We start from the raw sequence: 15,203 nt of genomic DNA, 5'->3' as shown, positions 1-15,203 counted from the left end.
CGCCTCGCGGGGCGCTTCAGTGGCCGCTCACGGCACGGGGAGTGTAGGGCCGCTCCAGTTCCTCGATCTCCTTCTCGGTCAGTTCCAGTTCCACGGCGGCCACCGCGTCCTCGATGTGGTGCGGCTTGGCGGCACCGACGATCGGGGCCGCCACCGTGTTCTGGTGCAGCAGCCAGGCGAGGGCCACCCGGGCGCGGGGCACACCACGGTCGTTCGCGATCCGGGTGACCGCCTCGACGATCGAGCGGTCGCTGTCCAGGTACAGCCGGCCGCCGAAGTTGTCGTTCGCGCTGCGGTCGGTGACGGTGCCCCAGTCCCGGGTGAGCCGGCCCCGGGCGAGCGGGCTCCACGGCAGCACGCCGACGCCCTGGTCCGCACAGAGCGGCAGCATCTCGCGCTCCTCCTCGCGGTAGAGCAGGTTGTAGTGGTTCTGCATGGACACGAACTTCGTCCAGCCGTGCCGCTCGGCGGTGTACTGCAGCTTGGAGAACTCCCACGCGTACATCGAACTCGCCCCGATGTAGCGCACCTTGCCGGCCTTGACCAGGTCGTGCAGCGCCTCCATCGTCTCCTCGACGGGGGTCGCGTGATCGTAGCGGTGGATCTGGTACAGGTCGACGTAGTCGGTGCCGAGGCGGCGCAGGCTGTGGTCGATCTCGGCCATGACGGCCTTGCGGGAGAGACCGGCCCCGTTGGGGCCCGGCCGCATCCGGCCGTTCAGCTTGGTGGCCAGGACGATCTCGTCGCGGTTCGCGAAGTCGCGCAGTGCCTTGCCGACGATCTCCTCGCTGGTGCCGTCGGAGTAGACGTTCGCGGTGTCGAAGAAGTTGATGCCCGCCTCCAGCGCCTGCCGGATGAGCGGGCGGGACGCCTCCTCGTCGAGGGTCCACTCGTGGACGCCGCGGTCGGGCAGGCCGTAGGTCATGCACCCCAGGCAGATCCGCGACACGTCCAGGCCCGTCGAACCGAGCTTCACGTACTGCATCGTTGCTGCTCCTGACTTCGGGACGATGGTCACCGCCGAGCCTACGACGAGGTCGGCCACCGGCTTGACGACCGGAGCGTGCGGGCGATTTGATCCTGACGCGTGCCGCGCCGCGCGGCGCGGGCAGGATGGAGCGGACTTGTCGCCCACGGGTGTGCGTCGCGCCGCGGGCTCCCGAAGGGCCGCCGGTGCTCTGGCGGTGGCCCTGCTCGTCACCCTCTCGGCCCTGGCCGGCTGCGACGCCGGCGGTTCGGCCGGTTCCGGCGGCCCCGGTCACCCGGGCGGCAAGGAGCAGCGGAAGGCGGCGCAGCCCGCCACGGTACGACTGCCGCCGCGGGGGGCCGGTTTCGACTACCAGATCGGCGGCGCCTACCCCCCGCCGAAGGGTGTGCGGATCGTCGGCCGCGACCGCTCCGACGCCCCGGCGCCGGGCCTCTACAACGTCTGCTACGTCAACGCCTTCCAGGCCCAGCCCGAAGAGCGCTCCTCCTGGCCGGCCGATCTGCTGCTGCGCGACGCGCACGGCAGGGTCGTCGTCGACGAGGACTGGAACGAGGCCCTGCTCGACATCCGTACCCCGGCCAGGCGCGCGCGGGTGGCGCGGCGCGTGAACCAGTGGACCGACGGCTGCGCGCAGAAGGGCTTCGACGCGGTCGAGCCGGACAACTACGACAGCTACACCCGCTCCCGCCACCTGCTCACCGCGGACGACGCCACCGCCTTCATGACCCTGCTGTCCCGGCACGCGCACGCCCGGCAACTGGCCGTCGCCCAGAAGAACACCGCCGAGCTCGCCGGTGTGCGGCGGCGGGCCGGGCTGGACTTCGCGGTGACGGAGGAGTGCGGGCAGTACGGCGAGTGCGGGGTGTACGCGAAGGCGTTCGCCGGCCGCGTGGTGGACGTCGAGTACACCGACGCGGGGTTCCGCTCGGCCCTCGCGGGCTGGGGCGACAGACTGAGCATCGTCCGCCGGGACCGGGACGTGTCCACGCCGAGGAGCAAGAAGTACGTGTTCGTGCGCCGGCGGTGAGTGCCACGGACGCCGTGGGGCAGGTGCGGCACCGTAGTGGCCGGCCCCGCGGTTCCCCGCTCCCCTTCGGCGCGCTTCCCTTCAGGGCGTTGTGTTGGTGCCCCCAGGTGACCGTCCGGCGTGGGGTGCGGGGCGGCGTCGTACGGTCGGCTCATCCTCGGCGCAGACGACCGGCACCCGGCCGGTCTCGGCCGCCCCGGAGGAAACTCGGTGCCGACTCGTCCCACCTCCCTCAGCATCCTGGCCGGAGCAGCGCTGCTGCCGCTGGCCCTCGTCACCCCCGCCTGTGGACAAACCGCCGCCGCACCGGCGCCGGAGACCCCGGCGACGCTGTGCGCACTCGCCGGCACGTTGCACGGTGCGCACGGTGAGCAGGCCGATGTGAGCCTGTGCGCGGACACCGGCTCCCCGAGGTTCAACATCACCGCCCCGGCCACCTGCCGGATCGGCCGCACCCGGGTCCGCTACGCTTGCCGCACCGAGGGCACCTGGAAGGCCGCCAGATCCGGCAGCACCGTGGGCACCGGCACGCTGCCCGGTTCGGGCCTGTACCCGGGTCCCGGCAGCTACGCCATCAGCGCGACCGTGCGCGTGCGGTCGGCACCCGCGGGCGTCGACCTGAAGGGCACGGTGCAGGCCACCGTGTCGCTGACCGCGCCCAAGGCGAAGCCGACGCACTCCATCACCGTCGACAACTCCGTGCTGCGCCGCAACGCCACGACCACGGTCACCTACACGATCCGCCGCGACAGCGAGGAGGGCGACGGCAACGCGCGGCTGGGGATGATCGGCGAGGAGGGCAAGGGCCTGCGCATCAGCACCCCCGACCGGCGCTGCGTCAACCCGCTCGTCGGCCGGTACCCGGCGAGGACCCGGCTGGCCCACGCCCTGGACTGCACGGTGACCGAGCTGCAGCCCGGCCACCCGGAGACGATCAAGGTCCGCTACACCGTCGGGCCGAAGTGCTCCACGGTGGTGTCGAAGCTCGGCTACTGGGTCCCGCAGGGACAGAGCATGTTCACCGGGAACATGCTGGCGGGGCCGACGCTGACCTGCCGCTAGCGCAACTCGAGCAGGTCCAGCGCACGTTCCCAGGCGAAGTCCGGCCGGCCGCCGTCCGGCCGGGCTTGGCCTGTGTATGCGTCACCGAAGCGGACGCCCATCCCGCGCAGCCGTTCCACGCTGTCCCGGTAGGCGGGATGGGTGGCCAGTGCGTCGGCGACGCAGGGCAGGACGGCGATCGGTATGCCCGCGCCCGCCGCCTCGCACAGGGTGCCCAGTGCGAGGGTGTCGGCGATGCCGGCCGCCCACTTGTTGACGGTGTTGAAGGTGGCGGGTGCCACCACGACGGCGTCCGGCGCCGGGAAGGGGCGGGGGTCGGCCGGGGTGCGCCACGCCGATCTGACGGGGCGGCCCGTCTGTGCCTGCACGGCGCCGGCGTCGAAGAAGCCGCCCATGGCGACCGGTGTGGCGATGACGCCGACCTCCCAGCGCCGTTCCTGTGCGGCGGTGATCAGCTTGCTGACGCCCGCGGCGATCCCGGCCGCGCAGACGACGACGTAGAGGAAGGGCTTCTCGGCCTGTTCGGTCATCCGCGAACCCTACTGAACGCCCCGGAGCCGTACGGGAGCTGCGGGGGCCCTACTGGAGCGGGAAGGACGTCCCGCGCTCTGCCTCGGGGCGCGGGCCGTGGATGCGGCGCGCCTTCTCCTCGATGCGTACGTCGTTGATGCTGGCCTCGCGCCGGGTCATCAGGCCGTGCTCGTCGAACTCCCAGAGCTCGTTGCCGTAGGAGCGCCACCACTGGCCGTCGGCGTCATGGCACTCGTACTGGAAGCGGACCGCGATGCGGTTGCCGTCGAAGGCCCACAGGTCCTTGCGCAGCGCGTAGTCCAGCTCGCGCTCCCACTTGGCGGTCAGGAACGCCACGATGCCGGCGCGGCCGGTGACGAAGGTGTCGCGGTTGCGCCAGACGGAGTCCTCGGAGTAGGCGAGCGCGACCTTGTGCGGGTCGCGGGTGTTCCAGGCGTCCTCGGCGGCCTGAACCTTCTGCGCGGCGGTGTCGCGGGTGAACGGCGGCAGGGGCGGACGGTCGGCCATGGTCTTCTCCTGGGCTGGGCAGCACCGGAGAACGGGCGTTCTCCAGTGGCTGCTACGGTAGGAGAACCGTCGTTCTCCGGTCAAGGAGCACGCCCCGGAGCTCAGCGAGGAGTGATGGTGTCGCCGATGGACAGCGCGGCCGCGCGGGACAGGGCGCTCGACGCCGCCGAGGAACTGTTCTACGCCCGCGGTGTGCAGTCCGTGGGCATGGACGAACTGCGCGGCGCGTCGGGCGTCTCGCTCAAGCGCCTCTACCAGCTCTTCCCCGCCAAGGAGCAGCTCGTCGCCGCCTGCTTGGCCCGGCGGGACGAGCGCTGGCGCGGGCGGCTCGCCGCGCACGTGGCGGGACAGCCGGACCCGCGGGAGCGGATCCCGGCCGTGTTCGACTGGCTGGAGGAGTGGTTCGGCGAGTCCGGCTTCCGTGGCTGCGCCTGGATCAACGCCTACGGCGAACTGGGCGGCACCTCGGCGTCGGTCGCCGAGCAGGTGCGCGCCCACAAGGAGGCGTTCCGGGACTACCTCGCCTCGCTCGTCGACGACGCCGGACTGCCCGCCGCGCTCGCCGGCCCGCTCTTCCTGCTCGCCGAGGGCGCCATGGTGACGGCGGGCATCACGGGCAGCACCCGGCCGGCGGCCGAGGCCCGCGCGGCGGCGCGGACGCTGATGGCGGCCGCCGGCCCGGGCGGGCTCAGCCGGCCGTCTCCGAGATCGTGATCGCGCTCACCGGGCAGGCCCGCACGGCCTCCCGGAGCATCGGGTCGCCCGCGCCGTCCTCGCGCCCGGGCAGCAGGGTGCTGAAGCCGTCGTCGTCCTGGGTGAAGACGCCCGGTGCGGCCAGTGCGCACTGACCGGCGCCGATACAGACGTCCTTGTCGATGTCGATATGCATGTGCAGAGCCTCTTACCAGGTCACGGGGAGTTCCAGCATCCCCTGGATCGTGTCGCCGGGCTTGAAGGGGATGTCCTGCGCCGGGACGGCCAGCCGCAGCCCCGGCAGCCGGGCCAGCAGGGAGCCCAGGGCGATCTCCAGCTCGGCACGGGCCAGGTTCTGGCCCAGGCACTGGTGGATCCCGAAGCCGAACGCCACGTGGTGGCGGGCGGGGCGATGGAAGTCGAGGGCGTCGGGGTCGGCGTAGTGGGTCGGGTCGCGGTTGATCACCGAGGTGGAGAAGAACACGCCTTCACCGGCCCGGATGGTGGTGCCCGCGATGTCGATGTCCTCCCGTGCGATGCGCGCCAGCCCGTCCGCGATGGACAGCATCCGCATCAGCTCCTCGACGGCGGCGGGCAGCAGTGCCGGGTCGGCGCGCAGCTCGGCCAGCCGGTCGGGGTGCTGGAGGAGGGTGTAGGTGCCGAGGGAGATCATGTTGGCGGTGGTCTCGTGGCCCGCTACCAGCAGGATGACGGCCAGCGAGACGACCTCGGCACGCGTCAGCGTGCCCTCGCGCAACTGGTCGTGGACGAGGTCGTCGAGGACGCCGTCGCCGGGCCGGTCCCGGGCGGCCTTGTCGTCGACGAGTCCCCCGAGGTACTCCTCCAGCCGGTCGCGGGCGTTCTGGGTGTCGGCTGCCGTCGGGCCGCGCAGCAGCCTGCGGGACTGCTCCTCGAAGAACTCGTGGTCGGCGTACGGCACGCCGAGCAGGTCGCAGATCACCATCGACGGCACGGGCAGTGCGAACGCCGAGACCAGTTCGGCGGGCGGCCCCTGCTCGATCATGCTGTCCAGCAACCCGTCCACGATCCGCTGGATGGCGGGCCGCAGCCCGGTCGCGCGCTTGAGGGTGAACGACGGGATCATCATCCGCCGCTGCCGCTGGTGCTCGGGGTCGTCCACGCCGAGCAGGGACACCCGCCGGTCCCGGACGCCCGCGAAGCGCGCCGTGGGTGCCGGGAAGTCGGAACGGCGGCGGTCGGAGGACAGGCGGGGATCGGCGAGCAGGGCGCGGGCGGTGGCGTGGCCGGTGACCAGCCAGACCTCGCGGCCGTCGTACAGGGTGACGCGGGAGAGGGATCGCCCGTCGCGCAACGGCTCGTATCCGGTGGGTGGGTGGTAGGGGCAGGTGCGGTCCTGGGGGAAGGCGACGGGGTCGGCCGGGGTCGCCGGGCCGGTGATGTCCGTCAGATCCGTCATGGAAAGACCTCGCAGACGAAGAAGTGCGTCGTGCCGATCTTCATTAGATGCCCCAGGCATCTATGGGTCGACGACAAGTTCGGCCACTTCAATGTTCCGCCCGATCTGGCCGAAGCGCACAGCTCCGAGGGGCTGGAACCGGCCATGAGCGGCCCGAAGTCGTCACCCGGCCGGCCCCACGGGAACTTCGCTACGGATGATTCGCGCGGCCGCCGGTGTTGAATGCCGGTGGCAGACAGCTGTTGGACCGAGGAAGAGGACGGATCCCATGCCTCTTGAGGGCGAGTACGAACCCAGCCCGGCGCAGTGGGTGCGCGAGCAGGTCGAGCTGTACGAGAGTTCCGGCGGGACGAAGGGCACGACGCTCATGGACACCGGGCTGCCGGTGGTCGTCCTCACCAGCCGGGGCGCGAAGAGCGGAAAGATCCGCAAGACACCGTTGATGCGGGTGGAACACGAGGGGACGTACGCGCTGGTCGCCTCGCAGGGCGGCGCGCCCAAGCATCCGGTGTGGTACTTCAACATCATGTCCGATCCGCACGTCGAGCTGCAGGACGGGCCGGTCAAGCGGGACATGAGGGCCCGTGAGGCCACCGGGGAGGAGAAGGCCGTGTGGTGGGAGCGGGCCGTCGCCGCGTTTCCGCCGTACGCCGACTATCAGAAGAAGACGTCACGGGAGATCCCGGTGTTCGTGCTGGAGCCCCTCGAAGCGAGCTGATCGCGCCGGGAGCCGGCCGGTTTCGGATAAATCCGCGCCGCTGGGGTGTGAACCCCGCGTGGGGCGGGCAGTCGAGCCTCAGGCCCCGCCGCGTTCCCCCGTCGCGGCGGGGCTTTCTCGTGCCTCGCCCGCCGGCCGGTCGGTCACGTCGAGGAAGATCTGGTCGGCCTCGGGGAACGTCCGGGCGAGAGACCGCTTGATGCGTACGGCGGCCTCCTCCACCCGCTCGCTGTCCAGGCCCGGCACGAAGTCGATGCGGGCGGCCACCAGGGTGGAGTCGAGGCCCATCCGCATGGTGAACAGCGCCTCCACGCTGTCGATCTCCGGCTGCGCGGCGAGCAGTGAGCGAATCCTGCCGCTCAACTCCGGGTCGGCCGCCTCGCCGATGAGCTGGTCGCGGGCGTCACGACCCAGCCGGTAGGCGACGTACACCAGCAGGACGCCGATCGCCAGCGAGGCCGAGGCCTCCCAGGCGACCTGATCGGTCACCATGTGCAGGGCCGTCCCGGCGAGGGCGAGCGTCACGCCGAGTACCGCCGTGCCGTCCTCGGCGATGACCGTGCGCAGCGCCGGATCGCTCAGCGCGCCGAGGCCACCGCCCTGCCGGCGCGCCTGACGCAGGGCCCGCAACAGCGAGACGCCCTCGGCGACGAGGGCCACACCCAGCACGATCAGGCCCGCCACGTAGCCGCTGAACGTCTCCTCCGTGCCCTGGCGCAGGGCCTCGAAGCCCTGGAAGAAGGAGAAACAGCCGCCCATGACGAAGATGCCGACGGCGGCGAGCAGGGACCAGAAGTAGCGTTCCTTGCCGTAGCCGAAGGGGTGCCGCGGGTCCGCGGGACGGCGGCTGCGGCGCAGCGCGGCCAGCAGGAACACCTCGTTGAGGCTGTCCGCGACGGAGTGCGCGGCCTCCGACAGCAGCGCGGGCGAGCCCGCGAAGAGGCCGCCGACGGCCTTGGCGACGGCGATCACCAGATTGGCGGCGAGCGCCACCAGGACCGTGACCTTCGTGTGCCGGTCGGCCCGGGAGCCCGTGCCGGGCCTCCCGCGGCGCCCTCGGCCGTGCTCCACGGCAGCAGGTGGGGTGGCCGTACCGCCGTCCCCGTTCATGACCGCTGCCCTTTCCCGTCCGGAGGATGTCCCGCTCACTCAAGGCCGACTGCCCCTGAGCGGGCGGATCACACCGTGCGGGCGGCGGGAAACGGGGAACGCAGGGCATCAGGGGACACCGGGCGACGAGGAGGAGACATGGACGGCGACGGCAACCGCGCCTACGGCCACAAGGCGTTCACCCGGTCCAGGAGCCATTTCGCGGACCGGATCACCGCCGACGGCCGGGACGGCTGGCCGGTGCAGGCGGGCCGCTACCGCCTGGTGGTCTCGCGCGCCTGTCCGTGGGCGAGCCGGGCGGTGGTCTCGCGCCGGCTGCTGGGCCTGGAGGACGCGCTGTCGATGGCCGTGGCCGATCCGGTCCAGGACGACCGCAGCTGGCGCTTCACCCTGGACCCGGACGGCCGGGACCCGGTGCTCGGCGTCCGGTTCCTGAGCGAGGCCTACGACCGGCGCGAGACCGGTTACCCGGGCGGGGTCAGCGTGCCCGCGGTCGTGGACGTCCCCAGCGGACGGCTGGTCACCAACGACTACCAGCAGCTCACCCTGGACCTGGCCACCGAGTGGACGGCCCTGCACCGTCCCGGCGCCCCCGACCTCTACCCGGACGGCCGGCGCGCGGAGATCGACGAGGTGATGGCCGAGGTGTACGAAGACGTGAACAACGGCGTGTACCGGGCCGGGTTCGCCACGCACCAGAACGAGTACGACGAGGCGTGCGCGGGCGTCTTCCGGCGGCTGGAACTGCTCGCCGGCCGGCTGGCCGGGCAGCGGTATCTGGTCGGCGACACCCTCACGGAAGCGGACATCCGGCTGTTCACCACGCTCGTCCGGTTCGACGCCGTCTACCACGGCCACTTCAAGTGCAACCGCTGGAAGCTGACGGAGAATCCGGTGCTCTGGGCGTACGCCCGGGACCTGTTCCAGACACCCGGGTTCGGCGACACCGTCGACTTCGACCACATCAAGCGGCACTACTACCAGGTGCACACCGGCATCAACCCCACCGGCATCGTGCCGCTCGGCCCCGACCTGGCCGGCTGGCTGACTCCGCACCACCGCGAGGAGCTGGGCGGGCGGCCGTTCGGGGACGGCACGCCGCCGGGACCGGTGCCTCCCGGCGAACGGGTGGCCGCCCCAGGGCGGCCCGCATGACCGTCCTGTGACGAGGAAGGAGTCACACATGGCCAAGAAGAAGAAAAAGCTCCCCTTCGTGTACCAGCCGATCGGTTTCGTGCTCAGCTGGGCGGGCGGCGCGCTGGCCGGCATGGCCTTCCAGCAGGCGTGGAAGGCGATCCGGCACGAGGACGACGCGCCCGACGCCCTGGACCCGGACCGCGGCTGGGGCGAGATCCTGCTCGCGGCGGCGGTGCAGGGCGCGATCTTCGCCGTGGTGCGCAGCGCGGTGGACCGTGGCGGTGCGAAGGCCATCGCGCGGTCGACGGGTCAGTGGCCCGTGGCGGACAAGGGCGGCCGGGACTGACGCGCGCCCGGCCGGCTCCGGAGCCGGGAGCGGCAGCACCGCAGGGGTGTGGGCCGCTCCCGGCCGCGGGTGCGTCGCGGTTGATCGCACCGGGGCGGCGGAGCCGCGCGTCGGCACAGCCCCGCGCCCCTTCAGCAGGGCGCCTGCGCTCAGCCCTGTTTCGGGGCCACCGTGGGCACCAGGCGCAGGGTGAAGGAGTGACCGGCAGGGTCGGCGTACCCGCGTTCCTCGTACGGCCCCGCCGCGTCCCTGGTGGCGATCGGCCGGCCGCCGAGCGCCACCACCCGCCGCTCCGCCTCGTCCAAGTCCTCGACCAGGAAGTCGAGATGAGCTTGCAGGGAGTTCTCCGGGCGCGGCCAGCTCGGCGGGGTGGCGTTCACATCGCGGCGGAAGGCCAGCCGCACGCCGTCGGCGCCCCGGATCTCCACCAGGTTCGCCGAGGCGTCCGTCTGTTCACCGTCCAGCAACTCCCTGTAGAACTCGGCGAGTTTCTCGGGCTCGGCGCAGTCCAGCACCACCACGCCCGCTTTCACCAGTGCCATGCTTCCTCCCGGGGGTGTCCTCTTGCTGCGGATATCCCGGGCCACCGCATTCAGTCGGCGAGCAGCCACCGTCCTTTCCGCATCAACTCCCGCCCGCTCAGCTCGTTCTCCTCGCGCCAGGCCTGGACGCGTTGCGGGAGGATCCTGAAGTACAGGTAGCGGGCGGAGAGCCGGCGGGGGTCGAAGCCGGTCTGGCCGGCGAAGACCTCGGCGTCCTCCTCGGGGAGGTCCTCCGGGGTGACCGCCTGGGCGGTGCCCTCGATCATGACGACGTCCCGGGTCGGCCCGAGACCGAGACGGGCCCGGCCCGTGGCCACGAGGTTGCGGCCGGTGGGGCTGTCGGCCGGGGTGGCGATCAGGAGCGTGGCGCCGTCCCACACGAAGGACAGCGGCACGAGATGGGGAGCGCCGCCGTCGGGGCCGGCGGTGGCGACCCAGACGTCGACATCGTGCTCCAGCCGGTGCAGGGTGTCCTTCTTGCGCTCTGCGAACGTGCGGGCGGGCGGTGGGGTCATGGCGTGCTGCCTCCTCGGGTGCGAGTCCCGTCCAGTGTGGCCGTCACTCCCGGATCCCCGCACGCATGTGATCAAGGCGTGTCCGGGCGGCCGACAGGAAGAGGTCGAGGGCGGCCGGGTAGGAGCTGGAGCGCATGGTGGCGACGAGATGGGGGGCCGTGGCCGCGATGTGCGGGTGGGTGCCGGCCGGCAGCCGGCCGTAGGTGCTGCGCCACACCTCGGCCTCGGCCTCGCGCGCGGCCCGGGGCAGGGCGGTGCCCGCGGAGTCGAGGGCGCCGAAGGCGAGGGCCTGGTCGACGAAGGCGTGGTAGATCCGCACCGCCTCCGGGTCCGGGAAGCCGGCCCGGCGCAGCACGCCGAGGATGCTCTCCACGGCCTGGATCTCCTGGGCGCGCCCGGTGACGCGGTGGGCGCTGAGCATCGCCGCCCGGGGGTGTGCGAGGGCTCCGGCGTGCATGCGCAGGCCCAGCTCGCGCAGGTCGGCCGCCCAGTCCCCGGTCGGCCGCCAGGTCCGCAGGGTGCGGCCGATCAGCTCGTCGGCGATGGCCAGCATCAGCTCGTCGGTGTGCCGGAAGTACCGGTAGAGCGAGCTGGGATCGGCGCCGAGCGCCCGGCCGAGGCGGCGCACCGAGAGCGCGTCGGCGCCGTGCTCCTCGATCAGCCGGAGCGCGGTCTCCACGATGAGCCGTTCGGAGAGCACCACGCCCTGTTTGGTGGGGCGGCGGCGCCGGCGGGCGGCGGGCGGGACGACACGGTCGGTCATGGGGTCTCCCTGGGGTGTGCCCGGCACCTTATGACAACACCGTTGACCTGTTAAGCGCCCCGGCAGTTTCATGTCCGGTCACCGGGGCCGTTCGGGGCCCCGCGGTGCGAGCGGAGAGCCGGCCATGAGCGACAGACCCTTCGGAGTCGATCCCCCTGCGCGGCCCGAGCTGCGCAAGTCCCTGAGCGTGGTCGACGGCGTCGCCGTAGCCGCCTCCAGTACGGCCGCCACCACCAGCATCGGCATCGGGCTGGGGGTGACCGCGGCGGTGGTGGGCCCGCATCTGCCCGCCATCATGCTGCTGGCGTTCCTGCCGGTCCTCGGGATCGCCGGGTCCTACTCGCGGCTGAACCGGGTGGAGCCGAACGCCGGCAACGGCTATGTGTGGGTGGGCCGTTCGCTGAGCCCCTGGCTCGGGTTCATGGTGGGCTGGGTGAACTTCGTGGCGAGCGTGGCCTTCCTCGCCTACACCACGGCCGTCACCGGTTCGGCCCTGCTGCAGCTGGCCGGGGAGGCGGGCCTGCACCGGATCGGCTCGCTCGGGCTCGACCCGGACTCCACGGCGCAGACGACCGCGGTGGGGATCGTCGTCCTGGTCGCGGTCACCCTGACCGCCGTGACCGGTGTCCGCACAGCGGCCCGGCTGCAGACCGGCCTGCTGGTCTTCGAGTACGCGGTCCTGCTGGGGTTCTGCGGCTACGGCATCGTCACCGGACCGCACTCCTTCAGCCTCTCCTGGTTCGATCCGTTCGCGATCCCCTCGGCGACCGCGCTGGCACAGGGTCTGCTGCTGTCGGTGTTCTGCTACTGGGGTTTCGAGGCGGCGTTCACCGTCAACGAGGAGGTCCGGGACCCCCGGGACGCCTCCCGGGCCGGGACCATCACCCTGGTGACGATGCTCGGGCTGTTCCTGCTCGGTTCCGTCGCCTTCCAAAGGGTGCTCTCCCCGTCGGAGTTGGCGGGCCACGGGGCACAGGGGCTCGCGTACTACGGGGATCGGCTGGCCGACCAGCCGCTGGCCGCGCTGCCGCTCGTGGCGCTGATGTTCTCGGCGGTGGCCTCGCTGCAGGCGGGGGTCATCCCGACGGCGCGCGGGATGTTCGCGATGAGCCGGGACCGCACCCTCGGACCGGTGTGGTCCCGGGTCAGCGCCCGGTACGGCACACCGGCGGCCGGAACGCTGCTGATCGGGGCGCTGGCCGTCGTGGTGGCGGGGGGCGCGCTGGTCATCCCGCGCCTCGCCGACATGATCGACGCGGTCGTGAACGCCGTAGGCATCGTCGTCGCCCTGTCCTACGCGCTCACCGCGCTCGCGGCCGCCGCGCGCTTCCGCTCCCTGCTGCGGACCGACCGGCGCCAGGGGGTGCGGGCGGTGCTGCTGCCCGCGCTGAGCGCGCTGGCCCTGCTGGGCCTCGGCGGTTATCTCGGCTGGTCGTTCTACACCTCCGCCGACCACCTCGCACTCCGTGCGGACAACGGCTGGTTCCTGCTGCTCATGCCGGTCGCCATGATCGCGTCCGGGTTCGCGGTGGCCGCCTGGGCCAAGTGGGTGCGCAGATCGCCGTACTTCCGCACCGGCGCGGGCACGGACGCCGAGTCGCCCGAGCTGCTCACCACCTCCAACTGACCGACCAGGAAAGGCATCATGCACGCTGATCTGCTCTTCACCGGTGGCCCCGTCCTCACTCCCGAGGGCCGTACCGCGACCGCCGTCGCCGTCACCGGCGACCGGGTCACCGCCGTCGGCGGCCACGAGCTGCGAGATCTGGCCGGCCCGCGCACGGAGGCGGTCGACCTCGCCGGACGGCTGCTGCTGCCCGGCTTCCAGGACGCCCACGTCCATCCGGTGCCGGCCGGGCTGGAGCTGACCCAGTGCGATCTGACCGGCACGACGACGGCCGAGGAGACCGTGGCCGCCGTACGGGCATACGCCGACGCGCACCCGGAGCGGGAGTGGATCCTGGGCGGCGGCTGGTCGATGGAGGCGTTCGCGGGCGGCACTCCGGCCAAGGAGCTGCTGGACGCGGTCGTACCGGACCGGCCGGTGTACCTGCCCAACCGGGACCACCACGGTGCCTGGGTCAACAGCCGGGCCCTCGAGCTGGCCGGCATCGACCGGGACACGCCCGACCCCGCGGACGGGCGGATCGAGCGGGACGCCTCCGGCGAGCCCGGCGGCACGCTCCAGGAGGGTGCCATGCAGCTGGTCGGCCGACTCGCCCCGCCCGCCACACCGGCCGACCGGCTGGCCGCGCTGCTGCACGCGCAGCGGCATCTGCACGCGCTCGGCATCACCGCCTGGCAGGACGCGCTGGTCGGTGACTTCCTCGGCATGGACGACCCGGCCGAGGCGTACCTCACGGCGGCGCGGGACGGCTCGCTCACCGCGCGGGTGCGGGGCGCGCTGTGGTGGGACCGGGAGCGGGGGGCCGAGCAGCTCCCCGAACTCGTGGAGAAGCGGGCGGTGTTGAGCCACGGCAGGTTCCGGGCGGGCACGGTGAAGCTGATGCTGGACGGGGTCGCCGAGAACCACACGGCCGCGCTGCTGGACCCCTATCTGGACCGGTGCGGGTGCGCGAGCGCCAACCGCGGCAAGAGCTTCATCGACCCGGCACACCTGCCCGAGTACGTCGTCGAGTTGGACGCTCTGGGCTTCCAGTGCCATTTCCACGCGCTGGGCGACCGGGCCGTACGCGACGCACTGGACGCCGTCGAGGCGGCCCGGGCCGCGAACGGGCCGAGCGACACCCGGCCGCACCTCGCCCACCTCCAGGTCGTGCACCCGGACGACGTGCCCCGCTTCGCCCGGCTCGGGGCCACCGCGAACATCCAGCCGCTGTGGGCCGCGCACGAGCCGCAGATGGACGAGCTGACGATCCCCTTCCTCGGGCCCGAACGTGCCGCCCGGCAGTATCCGTTCGGCGGGCTGCTGCGCTCGGGGGCGCGGCTCGCGGCGGGCAGCGACTGGCCGGTGAGCAGCCCCGATCCGCTCCAGGGCATCCATGTCGCGGTCAACCGGATCGAACCGGGCGGCACCGGACCGGTGTTCCTGCCCGGGGAACGGCTCGGACTCACGGACGCGCTGACGGCGTACACGGCCGGATCGGCGTACGTGAATCATCTGGACGACACCGGCCGGGTCGCCGTCGGGGCGCTCGCCGACCTGGTGGTGCTGGACCGCGATCCGTTCGCCGGGCCGCCGGAGGCGATCGCGGAGACGGCCGTGACCCTGACCTATGTGGGCGGGGAGCGCGTGTACGGCGCCGGCTGAGCGGGCACCGGCCAGTCGCAGCCGGCACCGTGCTCCGGCCGTGGCCGGGCCTCGACGCCGCCGGGGTGCGGACCTCGACGCCGCCGGGGTGCGGACCTACACCGTCGGCCGATCGGCGGTGAGCCACAACCGCCGGTCGTGGCGGTGGTATCCGCTGTCGTGGGCGCGTGCGGGCATGCGGACGTGGGCACGGTACGGCGCGGTGAGCAGGGCCGCGCCGGACACGCCGTCGGGGTCGCGGGCGTATGGCGCACCGAGCAGGTCGAGGAAGTGGGCGGCGGACCGCCCACCGCGGGGTTCCGGGCCGGTGGAGCTGCTGAGCCGGCTCACCGGCACCCGCCTGCCGTGCCGGTCCGTCCACACCTCCCAGCCCTGGGCGGCCGCGAACGCGGCGGGGAATTCGGCGGGCTCGCAGGAGGCGTTCGTCTCCGGGCCCCGAACGGGCCACCCCTTCTGGTCCTTGGCGACCACGACGGCCGCCTTCGTCCGGCCGCCGACGTCGCAGGAGTACAACACCCGGTCCGCGGCCCGGCGTTCGCCACGCCGGCCGCGGCC

Annotated in this window: 17 protein-coding genes and 1 pseudogene; 8 read left to right on the top strand and 10 right to left on the bottom strand. The window is 72.7% G+C overall.

The features are described 5' to 3' along the window. Positions 1-16: 16 nt before the first annotated feature. Positions 17-985, bottom strand: a complete 969-nt coding sequence (locus ABZ919_RS33390; RefSeq protein ID WP_361255274.1) for an aldo/keto reductase — start codon at positions 983-985, stop codon at positions 17-19. A 139-nt stretch (positions 986-1,124) separates the two neighbouring features. Here ABZ919_RS33390 and ABZ919_RS33385 point away from each other — a divergent pair, with 139 nt between their 5' ends. Continuing rightward, positions 1,125-2,015 (top strand): endo alpha-1,4 polygalactosaminidase, encoded by an 891-nt coding sequence (locus tag ABZ919_RS33385; RefSeq protein ID WP_361255271.1) that lies wholly within the window; start codon positions 1,125-1,127, stop codon positions 2,013-2,015. A gap of 210 nt (positions 2,016-2,225) precedes the next feature. Next, positions 2,226-3,077, top strand: coding sequence for a hypothetical protein (locus ABZ919_RS33380; RefSeq protein ID WP_361255268.1), 852 nt, complete (start codon positions 2,226-2,228; stop codon positions 3,075-3,077). On the opposite strand, the gene ABZ919_RS33375 is transcribed toward ABZ919_RS33380, so the two are convergent. Both ABZ919_RS33375 and ABZ919_RS33370 read right to left on the bottom strand, forming a co-directional pair. Beyond that, positions 3,074-3,607 (bottom strand): flavoprotein, encoded by a 534-nt coding sequence (locus ABZ919_RS33375; RefSeq protein ID WP_361255265.1) that lies wholly within the window; start codon positions 3,605-3,607, stop codon positions 3,074-3,076. The two genes, ABZ919_RS33380 and ABZ919_RS33375, sit on opposite strands and share 4 nt — an antisense overlap. A 49-nt stretch (positions 3,608-3,656) precedes the next feature. Beyond that, on the bottom strand, positions 3,657-4,115 hold the full coding sequence (locus tag ABZ919_RS33370) for a nuclear transport factor 2 family protein (protein ID WP_361255262.1): 459 nt from the start codon (positions 4,113-4,115) through the stop codon (positions 3,657-3,659). A gap of 126 nt (positions 4,116-4,241) precedes the next feature. Between ABZ919_RS33370 and ABZ919_RS33365 the strand changes: the two genes are divergently transcribed. Further along, positions 4,242-4,829 carry a TetR/AcrR family transcriptional regulator gene (locus ABZ919_RS33365; RefSeq protein WP_361255260.1) on the top strand — a complete coding sequence of 196 codons (588 nt, stop codon included), beginning with the start codon at positions 4,242-4,244 and terminating at the stop codon, positions 4,827-4,829. Here ABZ919_RS33365 and ABZ919_RS33360 read toward each other — a convergent pair. Continuing rightward, positions 4,804-5,004 carry a ferredoxin gene (locus ABZ919_RS33360; protein WP_361255257.1) on the bottom strand — a complete coding sequence of 67 codons (201 nt, stop codon included), beginning with the start codon at positions 5,002-5,004 and terminating at the stop codon, positions 4,804-4,806. The genes ABZ919_RS33365 and ABZ919_RS33360 overlap by 26 nt on opposite strands. 12 nt (positions 5,005-5,016) lie before the next feature. Continuing rightward, on the bottom strand, positions 5,017-6,246 hold the full coding sequence (locus ABZ919_RS33355; RefSeq protein WP_361255254.1) for a cytochrome P450: 1,230 nt from the start codon (positions 6,244-6,246) through the stop codon (positions 5,017-5,019). Between the two features lie 268 nt (positions 6,247-6,514). On the opposite strand from ABZ919_RS33355, the gene ABZ919_RS33350 reads away from it, so the two are divergent. Further along, positions 6,515-6,964, top strand: a complete 450-nt coding sequence (locus ABZ919_RS33350; protein WP_361255251.1) for a nitroreductase family deazaflavin-dependent oxidoreductase — start codon at positions 6,515-6,517, stop codon at positions 6,962-6,964. A gap of 78 nt (positions 6,965-7,042) precedes the next feature. Here ABZ919_RS33350 and ABZ919_RS33345 read toward each other — a convergent pair whose 3' ends face one another. Further along, the gene (locus tag ABZ919_RS33345; protein ID WP_361255248.1) at positions 7,043-8,074 is read right to left on the bottom strand and encodes a cation diffusion facilitator family transporter; all 1,032 of its coding nucleotides are present in this window, start codon (positions 8,072-8,074) and stop codon (positions 7,043-7,045) included. A 138-nt stretch (positions 8,075-8,212) separates the two neighbouring features. Between ABZ919_RS33345 and ABZ919_RS33340 the strand changes: the two genes are divergently transcribed. Both ABZ919_RS33340 and ABZ919_RS33335 read left to right on the top strand, forming a co-directional pair. Then, complete coding sequence (locus tag ABZ919_RS33340) at positions 8,213-9,229, top strand: glutathione S-transferase C-terminal domain-containing protein (RefSeq protein WP_361255245.1); 1,017 nt, start codon at positions 8,213-8,215, stop codon at positions 9,227-9,229. 28 nt (positions 9,230-9,257) lie between these two features. After that, the gene (locus ABZ919_RS33335; RefSeq protein WP_361255242.1) at positions 9,258-9,557 is read left to right on the top strand and encodes a DUF4235 domain-containing protein; all 300 of its coding nucleotides are present in this window, start codon (positions 9,258-9,260) and stop codon (positions 9,555-9,557) included. A 149-nt stretch (positions 9,558-9,706) separates the two neighbouring features. Here ABZ919_RS33335 and ABZ919_RS33330 read toward each other — a convergent pair whose 3' ends face one another. From ABZ919_RS33330 to ABZ919_RS33320, 3 genes are read right to left on the bottom strand one after another with little or no spacing between them, the layout of a single operon-like run. After that, the gene (locus ABZ919_RS33330) at positions 9,707-10,099 is read right to left on the bottom strand and encodes a VOC family protein (protein ID WP_361255239.1); all 393 of its coding nucleotides are present in this window, start codon (positions 10,097-10,099) and stop codon (positions 9,707-9,709) included. Between the two features lie 50 nt (positions 10,100-10,149). Continuing rightward, on the bottom strand, positions 10,150-10,614 hold the full coding sequence (locus ABZ919_RS33325; RefSeq protein WP_361255236.1) for a pyridoxamine 5'-phosphate oxidase family protein: 465 nt from the start codon (positions 10,612-10,614) through the stop codon (positions 10,150-10,152). A gap of 43 nt (positions 10,615-10,657) precedes the next feature. Further along, positions 10,658-11,377 carry a TetR/AcrR family transcriptional regulator gene (locus tag ABZ919_RS33320; protein WP_361255233.1) on the bottom strand — a complete coding sequence of 240 codons (720 nt, stop codon included), beginning with the start codon at positions 11,375-11,377 and terminating at the stop codon, positions 10,658-10,660. Positions 11,378-11,501: 124 nt separating this feature from the next. On the opposite strand from ABZ919_RS33320, the gene ABZ919_RS33315 reads away from it, so the two are divergent. Together ABZ919_RS33315 and ABZ919_RS33310 are read left to right on the top strand one after the other, a co-directional pair. Then, positions 11,502-13,004 carry an APC family permease gene (locus ABZ919_RS33315; protein WP_361255230.1) on the top strand — a complete coding sequence of 501 codons (1,503 nt, stop codon included), beginning with the start codon at positions 11,502-11,504 and terminating at the stop codon, positions 13,002-13,004. Positions 13,005-13,022: 18 nt separating this feature from the next. Then, the gene (locus ABZ919_RS33310; protein ID WP_361255228.1) at positions 13,023-14,648 is read left to right on the top strand and encodes an amidohydrolase; all 1,626 of its coding nucleotides are present in this window, start codon (positions 13,023-13,025) and stop codon (positions 14,646-14,648) included. 96 nt (positions 14,649-14,744) lie between these two features. Here the strand turns inward: ABZ919_RS33310 and ABZ919_RS33305 are convergent. Further along, positions 14,745-15,203, bottom strand: a pseudogene (locus tag ABZ919_RS33305) (hypothetical protein); the annotation flags it as partial.

The sequence above is a fragment of the Streptomyces sp. NPDC046759 genome (genome assembly GCF_040645475.1).
Lineage (GTDB): Bacteria > Actinomycetota > Actinomycetes > Streptomycetales > Streptomycetaceae > Streptomyces.
Note: the sequence above shows the minus strand (reverse complement) of the source record. Positions and strands in the feature narration are given on the sequence as shown.

Bases quoted from the DNA above. Each gene is read 5' to 3' on its own strand.
- ABZ919_RS33390 (WP_361255274.1), bottom strand. From the start codon at position 985: ATGCAGTACGTGAAGCTCGGTTCGACGGGCCTGGACGTGTCGCGGATC.
- ABZ919_RS33375 (WP_361255265.1), bottom strand. From the start codon at position 3,607: ATGACCGAACAGGCCGAGAAGCCCTTCCTCTACGTCGTCGTCTGCGCG.
- ABZ919_RS33370 (WP_361255262.1), bottom strand. From the start codon at position 4,115: ATGGCCGACCGTCCGCCCCTGCCGCCGTTCACCCGCGACACCGCCGCG.
- ABZ919_RS33365 (WP_361255260.1), top strand. From the start codon at position 4,242: ATGGACAGCGCGGCCGCGCGGGACAGGGCGCTCGACGCCGCCGAGGAA.
- ABZ919_RS33360 (WP_361255257.1), bottom strand. From the start codon at position 5,004: ATGCATATCGACATCGACAAGGACGTCTGTATCGGCGCCGGTCAGTGC.
- ABZ919_RS33355 (WP_361255254.1), bottom strand. From the start codon at position 6,246: ATGACGGATCTGACGGACATCACCGGCCCGGCGACCCCGGCCGACCCC.
- ABZ919_RS33350 (WP_361255251.1), top strand. From the start codon at position 6,515: ATGCCTCTTGAGGGCGAGTACGAACCCAGCCCGGCGCAGTGGGTGCGC.
- ABZ919_RS33345 (WP_361255248.1), bottom strand. From the start codon at position 8,074: ATGAACGGGGACGGCGGTACGGCCACCCCACCTGCTGCCGTGGAGCAC.
- ABZ919_RS33340 (WP_361255245.1), top strand. From the start codon at position 8,213: ATGGACGGCGACGGCAACCGCGCCTACGGCCACAAGGCGTTCACCCGG.
- ABZ919_RS33335 (WP_361255242.1), top strand. From the start codon at position 9,258: ATGGCCAAGAAGAAGAAAAAGCTCCCCTTCGTGTACCAGCCGATCGGT.
- ABZ919_RS33330 (WP_361255239.1), bottom strand. From the start codon at position 10,099: ATGGCACTGGTGAAAGCGGGCGTGGTGGTGCTGGACTGCGCCGAGCCC.
- ABZ919_RS33325 (WP_361255236.1), bottom strand. From the start codon at position 10,614: ATGACCCCACCGCCCGCCCGCACGTTCGCAGAGCGCAAGAAGGACACC.
- ABZ919_RS33320 (WP_361255233.1), bottom strand. From the start codon at position 11,377: ATGACCGACCGTGTCGTCCCGCCCGCCGCCCGCCGGCGCCGCCGCCCC.
- ABZ919_RS33315 (WP_361255230.1), top strand. From the start codon at position 11,502: ATGAGCGACAGACCCTTCGGAGTCGATCCCCCTGCGCGGCCCGAGCTG.
- ABZ919_RS33310 (WP_361255228.1), top strand. From the start codon at position 13,023: ATGCACGCTGATCTGCTCTTCACCGGTGGCCCCGTCCTCACTCCCGAG.